This is a genomic window from Bacillus sp. XT-4, from assembly GCF_050864245.1.
Taxonomy (GTDB): Bacteria; Bacillota; Bacilli; order Bacillales; family Bacillaceae; genus Bacillus; species Bacillus altitudinis.
The window spans coordinates 782,602-795,082 of sequence record NZ_JBPAFI010000001.1; the positions used below are offsets into that span (position 1 = coordinate 782,602).

The 12,481-nt window shown below is 40.7% G+C and carries 15 protein-coding genes and 2 other annotated features; of the genes, 3 read left to right on the plus strand and 12 right to left on the minus strand.

Features of this window, described 5'->3' with window-relative positions:
- Positions 1–179 precede the first annotated feature (179 nt).
- Positions 180–584: a hypothetical protein gene (locus tag ACRRMM_RS04125; protein WP_008346017.1), complete on the plus strand. Its 405-nt coding sequence runs from the start codon at positions 180–182 to the stop codon at positions 582–584.
- Between the two features lie 17 nt (positions 585–601).
- Here the strand turns inward: ACRRMM_RS04125 and ACRRMM_RS04130 are convergent, their stop codons facing one another.
- From ACRRMM_RS04130 to infC, 4 genes are all read right to left on the minus strand, one after another.
- Positions 602–868, minus strand: coding sequence for a DUF1294 domain-containing protein (locus ACRRMM_RS04130; RefSeq protein WP_113747103.1), 267 nt, complete (start codon positions 866–868; stop codon positions 602–604).
- Positions 869–931: 63 nt separating this feature from the next.
- The gene (rplT, locus tag ACRRMM_RS04135) at positions 932–1,291 is read right to left on the minus strand and encodes a 50S ribosomal protein L20 (RefSeq protein ID WP_007501659.1); all 360 of its coding nucleotides are present in this window, start codon (positions 1,289–1,291) and stop codon (positions 932–934) included.
- 31 nt (positions 1,292–1,322) lie between these two features.
- The gene (rpmI, locus tag ACRRMM_RS04140; RefSeq protein WP_003216324.1) at positions 1,323–1,523 is read right to left on the minus strand and encodes a 50S ribosomal protein L35; all 201 of its coding nucleotides are present in this window, start codon (positions 1,521–1,523) and stop codon (positions 1,323–1,325) included.
- Positions 1,524–1,548: 25 nt separating this feature from the next.
- Complete coding sequence (gene infC / locus ACRRMM_RS04145; protein ID WP_024718649.1) at positions 1,549–2,064, minus strand: translation initiation factor IF-3; 516 nt, start codon at positions 2,062–2,064, stop codon at positions 1,549–1,551.
- A 71-nt stretch (positions 2,065–2,135) separates the two neighbouring features.
- Positions 2,136–2,267, minus strand: a sequence feature (ribosomal protein L20 leader region).
- A gap of 336 nt (positions 2,268–2,603) precedes the next feature.
- Between infC and ACRRMM_RS04150 the strand changes: the two genes are divergently transcribed.
- Both ACRRMM_RS04150 and ACRRMM_RS04155 read left to right on the plus strand, forming a co-directional pair.
- Positions 2,604–3,179, plus strand: a complete 576-nt coding sequence (locus ACRRMM_RS04150) for a DUF4352 domain-containing protein (protein ID WP_017358258.1) — start codon at positions 2,604–2,606, stop codon at positions 3,177–3,179.
- Positions 3,180–3,315: 136 nt separating this feature from the next.
- The gene (locus ACRRMM_RS04155) at positions 3,316–4,095 is read left to right on the plus strand and encodes an HAD family hydrolase (RefSeq protein ID WP_076822409.1); all 780 of its coding nucleotides are present in this window, start codon (positions 3,316–3,318) and stop codon (positions 4,093–4,095) included.
- Positions 4,096–4,150: 55 nt separating this feature from the next.
- Here the strand turns inward: ACRRMM_RS04155 and ACRRMM_RS04160 are convergent, their stop codons facing one another.
- The 8 genes from ACRRMM_RS04160 to ACRRMM_RS04195 form a co-directional block, all read right to left on the minus strand.
- Positions 4,151–5,071 carry a methyl-accepting chemotaxis protein gene (locus ACRRMM_RS04160; RefSeq protein ID WP_008346027.1) on the minus strand — a complete coding sequence of 307 codons (921 nt, stop codon included), beginning with the start codon at positions 5,069–5,071 and terminating at the stop codon, positions 4,151–4,153.
- 171 nt (positions 5,072–5,242) lie between these two features.
- Positions 5,243–7,183, minus strand: a complete 1,941-nt coding sequence (gene thrS / locus ACRRMM_RS04165; RefSeq protein WP_007501674.1) for a threonine--tRNA ligase — start codon at positions 7,181–7,183, stop codon at positions 5,243–5,245.
- A 45-nt stretch (positions 7,184–7,228) separates the two neighbouring features.
- Positions 7,229–7,476, minus strand: a binding site (T-box leader).
- Between the two features lie 43 nt (positions 7,477–7,519).
- Entirely contained in the window at positions 7,520–8,389 is an 870-nt protein-coding gene (gene ytxC / locus ACRRMM_RS04170) for a putative sporulation protein YtxC (RefSeq protein WP_039168873.1), read from the minus strand.
- Between the two features lie 60 nt (positions 8,390–8,449).
- Positions 8,450–9,088, minus strand: a complete 639-nt coding sequence (locus ACRRMM_RS04175; RefSeq protein WP_268439221.1) for a TVP38/TMEM64 family protein — start codon at positions 9,086–9,088, stop codon at positions 8,450–8,452.
- A gap of 32 nt (positions 9,089–9,120) precedes the next feature.
- Positions 9,121–10,050: a primosomal protein DnaI gene (gene dnaI / locus ACRRMM_RS04180; RefSeq protein ID WP_008346034.1), complete on the minus strand. Its 930-nt coding sequence runs from the start codon at positions 10,048–10,050 to the stop codon at positions 9,121–9,123.
- 17 nt (positions 10,051–10,067) lie between these two features.
- On the minus strand, positions 10,068–11,489 hold the full coding sequence (locus ACRRMM_RS04185; RefSeq protein WP_250026752.1) for a replication initiation and membrane attachment family protein: 1,422 nt from the start codon (positions 11,487–11,489) through the stop codon (positions 10,068–10,070).
- 99 nt (positions 11,490–11,588) lie between these two features.
- Complete coding sequence (nrdR, locus tag ACRRMM_RS04190) at positions 11,589–12,047, minus strand: transcriptional regulator NrdR (RefSeq protein ID WP_003216720.1); 459 nt, start codon at positions 12,045–12,047, stop codon at positions 11,589–11,591.
- Between the two features lie 4 nt (positions 12,048–12,051).
- On the minus strand, positions 12,052–12,438 hold the full coding sequence (locus tag ACRRMM_RS04195) for a cytosolic protein (RefSeq protein ID WP_052320465.1): 387 nt from the start codon (positions 12,436–12,438) through the stop codon (positions 12,052–12,054).
- Positions 12,439–12,481: the final 43 nt, after the last annotated feature.

The window sequence follows — 12,481 nt, forward strand, 5'->3', positions numbered from 1 at the left end:
CCTGTGTATCCTCCTTTTTCTTCATGGTGCATTCTTATTATACAAAACCTCTTTCGTTCAATACGATCTTTTTATGAATATTTTTTCGTTTATCGAAATATTTTTTTAAAAAAAGTTGAAACCTTTTGACTTTCTCATTCGTAGTACATCAGATAACGGTATTGGAGGTGCATCCTGTCATGTTTGTCATCCTCATTAGACTTGCTCTTGTTGCACTGCTTGTCTATATTTTCTACATGGCGGTAAAATTCTTCTCAAACCCGAGAAGAAAGCTGAAACAAGCACAATTAAAAGAAGGCTTTTATTTTATGGACGAACAGCAAAATGCCCGTAAAAATTTTAATTTCGTCTATAAAGGTGTCTTGTTTGAAGGGGAGAAGCATGTTCCTTCTAAGGATCATCCTCTGTTTGTCCACTCCATTTACGTTTGGACGGAGTCACCTGAGAAGCTAAATGAATTCACATTAGAAGACTTTGAAAAACTTGAGGAAAACATCATTGAACGGTATCCTCAAACAAAAATTGATTGGGATCAGCCCATCAAAAAAATCAAACAAAAAAAGGGAGCAGATACGCCGACTTAACGGCGTCTACTCCCTTTTCAGATGAGATTGAGATAGACCAATATCACCAGTTGGACAACAATTAAAGCAGGCATACCCATTTGAAAGGCAGGATGCTTCGTTTTATGACGGAAATACTGCATGCCAAGAAATGACCCAGCAGCACCAAAAAGTACTGCGATACTCCATAAGTGCGCTTCTGATATTCTCCATTTGTGTGCTTTCGCCCGGCGTTTATCCTCTCCCATGAGACAAAACCCATAGACATTGACCAAGATGAGCAGCACGATCAGAGCGATATTCATTGATTTCACCTCACATGATGAGAAAAAAAGATCACTCCTCGGCGGAATGATCTTTTATATGACTTACTTGTCTAGTTGTGCTTTTGCAGCATCAGCAAGCTGGTTGAATGCGTTTAGGTCATTCACAGCAAGATCAGCAAGCATTTTGCGGTTTACTTCGATACCAGAAAGCTTTAAGCCATGCATTAAACGGCTGTAAGAAAGACCGTTCATACGAGCTGCAGCATTGATACGAGTGATCCATAGTTTACGGAAGTCACGTTTTTTCTGACGACGGTCACGGAAAGCGTAGTTTCCAGATTTCATCACCTGTTGGTTTGCTACTTTATATAATCTATGTTTTGAACCGAAATAACCTTTTGCTAATTTAAGAACCTTTTTACGACGCTGACGCGACACAGTTCCGCCTTTTACTCTTGGCATTGTAATTCCCTCCTATGTTTCCTATTCCAGATTACTTGATGTTTGCAAGTTGTTGTTTGATACGTTTGAAATCTCCAGCACTTACGATTGCGCTCTTACGCAATTTACGTTTTTGCTTTGTAGATTTGTTAGCGAACAAGTGACTTGTGTACGCATGAGAACGTTTAAGTTTACCAGAACCTGTTTTTTTGAAACGTTTAGCAGATCCGCGGTGAGTTTTCATTTTTGGCATTGGATGTTTCCTCCCTCTGTTACTTTTACTTTTCGACTTTTGGTGCAAGCATGAGGAACATGCTGCGTCCGTCCATCTTAGGTTTTGTTTCTACTGTTGCTACTTCAGCGCAAGCTTCAGAGAAACGGTCTAACACGCGCTGTCCGATTTCTTTATGCGTAATCGCACGGCCTTTAAAGCGGATAGAAGCTTTCACTTTATCTCCCTTTTCAAGGAATTTGATTGCATTACGGAGCTTCGTGTTAAAATCATGTTCATCGATTGTCGGGCTCAACCGAACTTCTTTTAAGCTAATGATTTTTTGATTCTTACGTGCCTCTTTTTCCTTCTTCTGTTGTTCGAATCGGAACTTACCATAGTCCATGATTCGGCAAACAGGTGGTTTTGCATTTGCAGCAACTAACACAAGGTCAAGATTGGCTTTCGTAGCAATTTCCAGAGCTTCCTGGCGGGTTTTAATCCCAAGCTGATCGCCATTTTGTCCGATCAAACGAACTTCACGCGCACGAATACCTTCATTAACTAATTGATCTTTGCTAATAGTGAGCCACCTCCATGAGATTTTGAATTGAGTTCACAATTCATTTTGACCATTTCGTTGTATGTTTTACAGGCAAACAAAAAGTGTGGGCATATAAAACACCCACACTGCGAACATTTGCATGAAAAAATAAATGTACGGTCAACCTGTCAACTACAAACATGTGTCAATCAGGTGAGAAGCGGGTGCTTCTGCTTGTGATATCTATTCAATTCGTTAACTATTCTACACAATTTTCATTTGTCCGTCAAGTAACCGAACTCTTGAAACAACTTTTTCATTTTAGCATGACGAAACGATTTGGGCAAGCCTTATTTAAAAAGAAATAAAGTCTCTTCAAATCCTTCAATTTTTCATTATCACACCGATATAAATCAAGTTGTATACATAAATAAACAAAAATATAAATCATATTCCATATAAAAAAGGATTATATATCTATTTTTTCAAAAAAATGATTGATTTTATAATTCTTTAGACTTATCATTGGAGAAGTATTCAAATTCATTTAATAAATTAAGGAAAAGTAGGGGATTTATTTGAAAAAGTTTTTTAAGATTGGGTGTCTTAGTATCATTATTCTCATTTTGATTATTATCTTTGTATCTTGTATGGCTGGGGGCGGCAGCAAAAAAGATAATACATCAAATACTGGTTCTAAAAATGCAGTAACGAGTAGCGAAAAGAAAAATGATAAAGAAAAAACGCATAAAATTGGAGATAAAGTAGCAGTCGAAGATTTTACTTATCAAGTAAACAGCGTAACAGAAGCAAAATCTTTACAAAAACAGTATATGAGCGATGTAACGACAGACGGCAAATTTGTGATTGTTGAAGTAACGGTCAAAAATACAGGTAAAAAAGGCAGAATGGTAGATACTGAGATGTTCAGGTTAATTGGCAAAGACGGCACAGAATACAAATCACTTGCAACAAATAATATGTATGTAAATGATACCGATTCAAGTTTCTTCTTAAAACAAATAAATCCTAAATTATCTAAAAAAGGCAGAATTGCTTTTGAAGTTCCAAACGAAAAGAAATTCTCGCTTCAAGTCTCATCAGGATTAGGATGGACTGGCGGTAAGTATAAGACCATTGATTTATCAAAATAATGTAAGAGTGCACATTTTTGTGCACTTTTTTTATTACTAAATAATCTATTTAAACTCTAAAACTTCTATTGTAAAATGAACATGAGCCTGTCACATGCAATTGAGGGTAACTACATACATAACAAGGGAGAAGATCATGAAAGCCGTATTTTTCGATTTAGATGATACTTTGCTTTGGGATGAAAAAAGCATTCATACCACTTTTCAGGAAACATGCAGGGAAGCGGAAAAGAAATATGGACTTGATCCAGAATCGTTTGAACAGATTGTGCGTGAAGAAGCAAGAAAGCTGTACTCTTCTTATGAAACATATGATTATACTGTCATGATTGGCATTAATCCTTTTGAAGGACTGTGGTCCAATTTTAGTGAGCCGATTAGCGAAGGCTTTCAAAAGCTGAACGCCCTTGCACCAGAGTATCGCAAAAACGCTTGGACAAACGGCTTAAAAGAGGCAGGAATTGACGATGAAGCATTTGGTCAATACTTAGCAGATTTCTTTGCAGCAGAGCGCAGAAAACGCCCGTATGTCTATGAAGAAACGTATCCTGTTTTAGAGCGCCTGAAGGGCAACTATGAATTACTTCTTTTAACAAATGGAGATCCTAGTCTGCAAAAAGAAAAACTTGCAGGTGTCCCGGAACTTGCCCCTTACTTTAATGAAATTGTGATTTCAGGAGATTATGGGAAAGGAAAGCCTGATCCTGGCATCTTTGAGCACTGCCTTCAGCTGTTAAATCTCACAAAAGGTGACGTCATCATGGTAGGAGATAATCCAAAAACAGATATTCTCGGCGCTTCTCGCGCTGGCATCCAAACCGTTTGGATCAATCGTCATGGCAAGAAAAATGAAACAGATGTGACACCAGATTATGAAATTAAAGACTTACACGAATTGTTTGATATTTTAAAATAAACCATAGGAAAAACACCCTTCTCCTGATCAAGATTGGGTGTTTTTTCGTTTTCGGCTATACAATTGCTGCTAAACTTTGTGCTTGACGATCTAAGCCGCGTGCTGCTTCTCCTACATTCATGAATTCCTCGCTTGCCTGCTTGACAAGATCCCGGTTTGTAAACACACTTGTCTTTGCACGGCTTGTTCCGTTGCTGACCTTTTCAACTTCTAAATGGATCGCCTTCACATAACGATCCACCTTTACGATCGCTTCCTTTGAATCTGTCGCAAGCTTACGGATTTCTGCCGCGACGACACTAAAGCCATTTCCATAGGAACCCGCATGCGCAGCTTCTATGGCCGCGTTCAATGCGAGCAGCTGCGTTTGGGAAGCGATACTGTTAATCGTTGTAGCAATTGAGCTGATCGACTCCACCTGCTCTGTTAACCCTTCTAGCAAACTCATATTTTGATCCGTTTCATTCGCGATATGTTCAAAAGAAGCATTTACACTTTGACTATGCTGGATGCCGATTTCCGCTCGCTCCATTAATTTTGCAGACATATCCTTTAGGTCTTCTACTACCTGCTTCATTGTGTTTTCTCTCTCCGTAATATCTGTTGCCACTTTCACGACAGCCACTACATTCCCCTCTTCATTGAGCACTGGTGTATACGTCGCTTCAAGCCATAAGGTGTCACCGTACTTCGTGATCCGCTGCACCTTTTCCTGAAACACTTGACCATTCTTCAAACGCTTCCAAAACATTTGATAACTTGCGTCTTCTGCAATATGCGGAGGACAAAACTGTCTATGCTTTAAACCAATCATTTCTTCCTTTGAATATCTCATGGCTTTTGCAAAAATATCATTGACCCATAGGACCTTACCTGTGACATCAAATTCAATCATCGCCAGTGAGTGCTCTAGCGCACGAAGCACAGCTGATTGCTCCAATACTTGTGTTGATGAAGTGTTTGTTGTTTGAATCATCGCTTTCATTCCCCCAATTTGCCTCTCTCTAATAGTACATACTTACCCATACTTTCGTACTATCTAAACGTATCATTTGCGCAAATGGATCACTAGTGGAGAATTTTTTTCCATAAGAAAAAAGCCAGCAACCTCAATAGATGAGATCACTGACTGTTTCGTGCGCCTTCATTATTTTTTTGCTTCTGCGACTGCATGTTTCACAAAAGCTTCGAGGTCCATTGTTTCTGAATCTTGTTCCCCATATTTTCTTACATTGACCGCGCCATTTTCTGCTTCTTGATCACCGACAACTAGCATGTACGGAATCTTTTGCATTTGCGCTTCTCTAATTTTGTATCCTATTTTTTCATCACGACTGTCTAGTTCTACACGCAGTCCTTCAAGCTGCAAACGTTCTTGCACTTTTTTCGCGTAATCTAGATGGACAGATGGTGAAACCGGGATGACTTGGAATTGTACAGGTGCCAGCCATGTTGGAAGAGCTCCTTTGTATTCTTCAATTAAGAAGGCAACGAAGCGTTCCATTGTGGACACAACTCCTCTATGAATGACAACTGGACGATGGTGTTTTCCATCTTCTCCGATATATGTGAGATCGAAACGCTCTGGAAGTAAGAAGTCTAGCTGTACAGTAGACAAAGTCTCTTCTTTTCCAAGAGCTGTCTTTACTTGGACGTCAAGCTTCGGACCATAAAATGCCGCTTCGCCTTCTGCTTCATAGTAGTCATGTCCAAGCTCGTCCATTGCATCTTTCAGCATAGACTGCGCTTTATTCCACATTGCATCATCGTCGAAATACTTCTCAGTATCTTCTGGATCACGGTAAGATAAGCGGAATGTGTAGTCATTCAAGCCAAAGTCTTGATACACTTCTTCAATTAGGCGAACTGTACGAATGAATTCGTCTTTGATTTGATCTGGACGAACAAAGATATGGGCATCGTTTAATGTCATCCCGCGAACACGCTGAAGGCCGGATAAAGCACCTGACATTTCATAGCGGTGCATTGTACCAAGCTCTGCAATCCGAATTGGCAGTTCACGATAGCTATGCGGTTCATTTTTATAAATCATCATATGGTGCGGACAGTTCATTGGACGGAGAACAAGATCTTCGTTGTCCATTTCCATGACTGGGAACATATCTTCTTGATAATGCGCCCAGTGGCCTGATGTTTTATACAATTCCACACTCGCAAGAACGGGTGTATACACATGCTCATAACCAAGGCGTACTTCTTTATCAACAATATAACGCTCAATGACGCGGCGGATTGTTGCCCCTTTTGGCAGCCAGAGTGGAAGACCTTGACCCACCTTTTGAGAGTTCGCAAACAGTTTTAATTCTTTTCCTAGTTTACGGTGATCGCGCTCTTTTGCTTCTTCAAGCAGACGTAAATGCTCGTTTAATTCTTCTTTGCTGAAGAAAGCTGTTCCGTAAATACGCTGAAGCATTTGGTTGTTACTGTCGCCTCTCCAGTAAGCACCTGCAAGGCTTAACAGCTTGAATTCTTTGATTTTCCCTGTAGACGGCAAGTGAATACCGCGGCATAGATCGAAGAATTCACCTTGCTCATAAATTGTGACCGCTTCGCCTTCTGGGATTGCTTCTAACAGCTCTAGCTTCAATTCATCGCCAATTGCTTCAAAGCGTGCTTTCGCTTCTTCTCTTGAAACTTCAATGCGCTCAATCGGCAAATTGCTGTTAATGATTTTTTTCATTTCTTTTTCAATCTTTGGTAAATCTTCAGGTGTAATCGCTACATCGATGTCGACATCATAGTAAAAGCCATTTTCGATGACAGGGCCTACGCCAAACTGGACGTGATGCTCTTTTCCATAAATGCGTTTGATTGCCTGTGCAAGCAAATGCGCTGTGCTGTGTCGCATAATATCGAGCGCTTCTTCACTCTTATCTGTGATGATCTCGATTGTTCCACTTTCTAACAGCGGCGTACGTAGATCTATTTCTTTGCCGTTCAATTTACCGGCAAGCGCTTTTTTCTTTAGGCCTGGGCTGATTGATGCCGCGATGTCTTCTGTTGTAGCTGTTTTGTCAAACTCCTTGACTGCTCCATCGGGAAATGTAAGTTGAATTTGTTCTGACATCTCTAGTCACTCCTTTTTTTGGCAATATAAAAACCCCGCCCCCTGGAAAGGGACGAGGTTGAATAAACGGAATCGTGGTTCCACCCTTTTTCCCGTATTTGCAGCTTGCTTTGTCAAAAGCAAATACGGCTTGTGGTTCAATAACGGGAATTCCCGTCAGCTATTACTAAACAGTTCACAGCTGATGTTCAAAGGTGGTAAAGCAAATGGTCCTCTGCTAGGAAGCTTTCAGCCACGGCTTCCCTCTCTTTAAGCGGGTGTTCATTTGTTCATGTCCTTATCAATACGGTCTCTGTATGAAGTTACACCGTATTATAAAACGTTTTTTCGTGAAAATCAAGAAAGCTTTTCACTTTTCTTTTCCAAATGACTAGGAACAAATTGAACATGCTGTTCCTGAAACGAATGAGAAGGGAATACCTCAACTCTTTCTTGAAAAATATTTTGAATGGTTTGCACCATCGAGTGACCTGTATCATCTGTAAATAGGTCAATCTTTTGTGGCGCAATGGATACAAGCGGTGCAATCAACTGCGAATCAATATACATTGGATGCTCTCTTACAAACTGTCTGTCTATGTATTGTTTTTGATCACGCTCAGAAGCGTACCGAAATTCCCAAATCATCAGGCGGTCCTGATGCACAACATGTACTTTTTCAAGCTTAGGTTCTCTTGACATCACATAGTCTCGAAGGGATTGAATAAAGTTTTGATATTCTTGTTCCATCTTATATTCTTCGATGGATACTTCAACATAGTTCTTCAGCCTTCTGTCATATGCTGAGAGCCTAAATGTCATAAATGAACCAATGGAAAAAACACCTTTCTGTAAAGAAATCGTCTCAAGCTCTTTTTTTAACAGATCCTCCCTCGGCGGGTCTTGATGAATTCCAGGGATATCATCTAGATCCCCTTTCATGATGCTATGGGCGATTGAAAGAATTTGATGTTGCTCTTCTGGATCTTTAAATAAGTATGTGTTTTCAAGGATGCTGCGCATGCGTTCATTTTCTTTGCATTCCAAAAAAAAGTGAATCAGTAATGTCCGCACAATGTGCTCTATGGCTTCTCCTGATTTTTTTGCTTCTATGAGAAGCCGATCTTTCCCTTGTTGAATCGAAATGTGATGCCGACTGTCCAAGTGTTCAGCAAGATGTAAAAAAGCGGCGGTATCATATTCATCTTCAAAGATTATTTCAAGCATGTTTGTCCCCCCTAACGACATCTGTTACATATATATGGGGGGAACATAAAAAATAGACGCCTAAAATAAATCAGGCATCTTTCTTTTTAAAATCAGTGGCACTGAGATAAAGATCAAATAAATCAAACAAACAATCGCTAAGGCGGCATAATTTCCGCTTACAAAGCTTGATCCAAGGACATTTAACGCCACAGTACCAGGTATTAACCCTAAAAAAGTCGCTGCCGCAAATGCACGATAATTCGCACGTGAAGCTGCTGCGGCATAACTGACAAAATCAAAGTGAATGGGCGCAATGCGTAATAAGAGGATATAAAGAAATCCATGCTCTTGAATACGGGACGTCACCGCTTTTAGCTTCCGATTGCTTGATTCGGTTTCTTGCTTGTTTGAACGGAAGGTTGAGGCAAGCAGGAAAGATCCTGTTGCACCTGCTGTCGCACCAGCTAAGGCATAAATGGTCCCAAGGACACTGCCGAATGCCAAACCTGCTGCTAGCGAAAAGACGGTGAGAGGGACAAGCACAAATGGACGAAAAAGTGATAAGAAAAGAAAGACAAAGGGAGCTAGCATCCCAAATTGAAGAATCCAATTCTTCACATCTTTCGGCGACAGTTGAAAATGCTGTTTGTTGAGCCACCATAGCACAGCAGCTACAACCCCAATCACGAGGAAAAGCAGCCATTTTCTTTTATTCATTGCATCCGCTCCCCTTCACGTGACCTATCTTTTTATAAATGACGGCGATTTTCCCCTTCAAGCAGAACTGGTTCAGCTAGGTAGAGAATACGTTCCATTAATCGAGCTGCCTTCACCTCTTCTTTTTCCCCGCGCTGTGAGTACGTAAAGTGATGCTTTAACTCATTCGGTGAGAAATTAGAAGAGAAAAAAGTCGGCAGCTGCTCTGCCATGCGGTATTGCAAGATTGTTCCTAAAAGTTCATCTCGTACCCAGCTTGTCATCGACTCTGCTCCGATATCATCAAGCATTAAAATTGGTGTAGATTTGACCATATTCAGCTTTTCTTCGAGTGTATGATCGGCTAATGAATTTTTTAACTCTCTCACAAATTCAGGCACGTATACAAGGAGAGATGGATACTCTTTTACCGCTAGCTGCTGCGCAATTGCTGCCAGAATAAATGTTTTTCCGACCCCAAACTTTCCATGTAAATAGAGGCCTTTTCCCTTACCTGTTTCATCATAACTTTGCAGGAATTGACCTACTTTTTGAATGACTTCTTGTCTTCCAACCACATTTAAATCAGCAAACGTCGCTTGAAGAACATTCTGCGGAATGTACATGCTTTTCATGAGTTCTTGCTGTTTTTTCTGTCTATCAAGCCGCAGTTTGACAGGACAAGGGGAATATTCAATATCAATGCTTTGACCTTTGATCACAAGCTTCGGGTGATACCCGTCTAAAATGACATTTACATTCTCTTCCTCTAAGCAGTAAGAACAGCCCTTTGATTGTTGTACATATTCAAAGAGCCTGTTCAAGCTGCGATTGATCATGTCTTCTTGGATGTCCTCTTGATGCTCCTTTAAAAAAGCTTTTACATCTTCATCAGCTAGGACACTTTCTTTAATCTGATTGTATCTCACGCGAAAATCTACCCGCCCTTTTAGCTGATCAAATGAACGACCGATCGGTTTCATCTCCATCTCACCTCACATTAATGTGCATTATACTTTTTCATATTATTAAACTGATCTAACAATTTTTCTTTTTCTCGTTCGAGGTCCTCTGTAGACAAGTTATCTGTCTGTTCTTTTGGCTGTTCTTTCGTTTCAGCTTCCTTCATCCAGTCAGGCAGTTTCTCCTCGCGGATCACTTTTCCTGATCCATATGATTGACGTTTATTTTTTTGCTGCGCCCATTCTGTCATTTGCCTATTCTCTTCTTTGGCAATTTTCATAGCAGCTGCCACGGTTTTAATTTTCTTTCGCACCCAGTGGGCGGCGATTTTCTGCATATATGTTTTGGACAGCTTCATATCGGTTTTTAGCAGTGTATAGTAGATCAGGACATTCATGACCCCAGGCTCTAGCTGCTGCTCAAGCATAATATCTTCAACAATTCTTAAGTCTGCATACGTCGGCTCAATGCCATCTGCCATATCTTTTAGAAGCTCTCTAGGCGAAATATGATCAAGCTTTTCAATCAATTTCGCATCAGGTGCATCTGCACTTGAATTCTGCGTGACATTGTGACGTAAATGTCTTGGCTGTTTTTGATCAATCAGCTTCGGCTGTTCGCCTCTGTATTCAATTTGATACCAGTCTCTCGCTGCTTTTCGCAGATCCTCAGTTGATATCATCTGATCTGAGCCACAGGCACCTGCGACAATATTTTGCATTTGCAGCGGGGTGATGCCATAGACGACCGCTAACTTCTTAATTGTCTCTTTCACTTGCTTTGTCAAAGCTTTTCTTGGAATCATCATGTCCGACATGCCTGCTAACAGGAGATCAAAATCAAAAGATTCATCTGAAAGCGGTGCAGGCTGACTTGAGCCAACTGTCACATATTCGTAGCCCTCGTCAAGCGATGACGCCTGATTAATTTCCTCTGTCATCTTGCGCTCTCCTGGCTGCAAGACGTGAAACACTTCTTCAAACGATCGGGAGATGTTCTTTGCATCAGCAGGAACTCCTGGATAAGAAAAATAATCACGAAGCTGCATATATTTTGCTTTCTCTACCCGATGATACAAAAGGACATTCAGCATACCGTCTTGGAAAAATTCATCCGGTCTCAGCGGCGGCACGAGCTCATATGTAAACAGTCTGCCTTCTTCCGTTTCCTGTTCATATGTGCGGAGTAATCCGATCGCTTCAAGCTTTAAGCGCTCCTCAAAAATATCATTTAAATTCGTTTGCAGCATCACCATCAGCTGACGGTGAGGTGCGGGTTTCCCCCACATTCGATTTTGTTCCAGCTCTCCCCACAGCGTCATGTATAAACTGAAAGCGGACATGCCAATAAGCGGCTGATATAAAAGAGTAATAAGCTGTCTATCGATGTCACCGAGCAATGAAGCGCTTTTGACGACATACGGATCGACGGCTAGCACTTCCTTCCAATGCTCTGTCATATGCTGATCCTCCCTTAATACGGTTGTCTTCATTGTACACTCTTTTTGCGTTTTACGCTTTACGCAGGAAAAAGAGCATGAAGAATCTTCAGCTCTTTTTTAGCGTTCTTTCTTTAATAAATCTTTTAATTCATCAATAAATACATTGATATCTTTAAATTGACGGTATACCGAGGCAAACCTGACGTAAGACACTTCATCAATTTTCGCCAGCTCGTCCATCACCATTTCCCCTACAAGCTCGCTTTTCACCTCTGACATGCCTTGGTTACGCAATTCCTTCTCGATGTTAAAGCAGACATCCTCGAGCTGTTTTAAAGCGACAGGACGCTTTTCACACGCTTTAATGAGGCCTCTCAGCATCTTTTCCCGGCTGAATTCTTCTCGAATTCCTTCTTTTTTCACCACAATCAATGGCAATTCTTCTAATTTTTCAAACGTCGTGAAGCGATATTGACAGCTTTCACACTCTCTTCTCCGACGGATGGACTTCCCTTCATCTACTGGTCTTGAATCAAGCACCCTTGTGCCAAGGTGCTGACATGTGGGACATTTCATTTCATCAGCTCCGATCTCTTCTTGGAAGTTGTTTGTCTAGTTCTTTATAGAGGGACAAAACAGCCTTTTGACTGTAGCCAAAGTCTGTTGGCAGTGCTGTTTCTGTTGTCACATTAAAATCGACAGCTGTTTCAAAAGGACGAATTGAAATGACAGTCGCCACGAGAAAAGCTTTTTTCGGCGTTCGTATGTTTGCGCTGATTTCACCTCGTTCTGCTGAAACAGATGTCACTTGATAGGAATCGTTTCTTGAAAGAACGGCTTCTACCGCTTGGAAAACTTGAGTTTGTGTCGATTTGTAGTATTGGCTTTTCAGCTCTGACACTGGATGATGGTCAGATGTTTCTGTATGATTTGAAATGAATCGTTTGAGCTTTTGTCCTAAAGTCATACACGTATCCCCTTTGTCATAAACCCTCTTCTTTATTTTATAA

Bases quoted from the DNA above. Each gene is read 5' to 3' on its own strand.
- ACRRMM_RS04125 (WP_008346017.1), top strand. From the start codon at position 180: ATGTTTGTCATCCTCATTAGACTTGCTCTTGTTGCACTGCTTGTCTAT.
- ACRRMM_RS04130 (WP_113747103.1), bottom strand. From the start codon at position 868: ATGAATATCGCTCTGATCGTGCTGCTCATCTTGGTCAATGTCTATGGG.
- rplT (WP_007501659.1), bottom strand. From the start codon at position 1,291: ATGCCAAGAGTAAAAGGCGGAACTGTGTCGCGTCAGCGTCGTAAAAAG.
- rpmI (WP_003216324.1), bottom strand. From the start codon at position 1,523: ATGCCAAAAATGAAAACTCACCGCGGATCTGCTAAACGTTTCAAAAAA.
- ACRRMM_RS04155 (WP_076822409.1), top strand. From the start codon at position 3,316: ATGAAAGCCGTATTTTTCGATTTAGATGATACTTTGCTTTGGGATGAA.
- ACRRMM_RS04160 (WP_008346027.1), bottom strand. From the start codon at position 5,071: ATGATTCAAACAACAAACACTTCATCAACACAAGTATTGGAGCAATCA.
- thrS (WP_007501674.1), bottom strand. From the start codon at position 7,183: ATGTCAGAACAAATTCAACTTACATTTCCCGATGGAGCAGTCAAGGAG.
- ytxC (WP_039168873.1), bottom strand. From the start codon at position 8,389: ATGCTTGAAATAATCTTTGAAGATGAATATGATACCGCCGCTTTTTTA.
- ACRRMM_RS04175 (WP_268439221.1), bottom strand. From the start codon at position 9,088: ATGAATAAAAGAAAATGGCTGCTTTTCCTCGTGATTGGGGTTGTAGCT.
- dnaI (WP_008346034.1), bottom strand. From the start codon at position 10,050: ATGAAACCGATCGGTCGTTCATTTGATCAGCTAAAAGGGCGGGTAGAT.
- ACRRMM_RS04185 (WP_250026752.1), bottom strand. From the start codon at position 11,489: ATGACAGAGCATTGGAAGGAAGTGCTAGCCGTCGATCCGTATGTCGTC.
- nrdR (WP_003216720.1), bottom strand. From the start codon at position 12,047: ATGAAATGTCCCACATGTCAGCACCTTGGCACAAGGGTGCTTGATTCA.
- ACRRMM_RS04195 (WP_052320465.1), bottom strand. From the start codon at position 12,438: ATGACTTTAGGACAAAAGCTCAAACGATTCATTTCAAATCATACAGAA.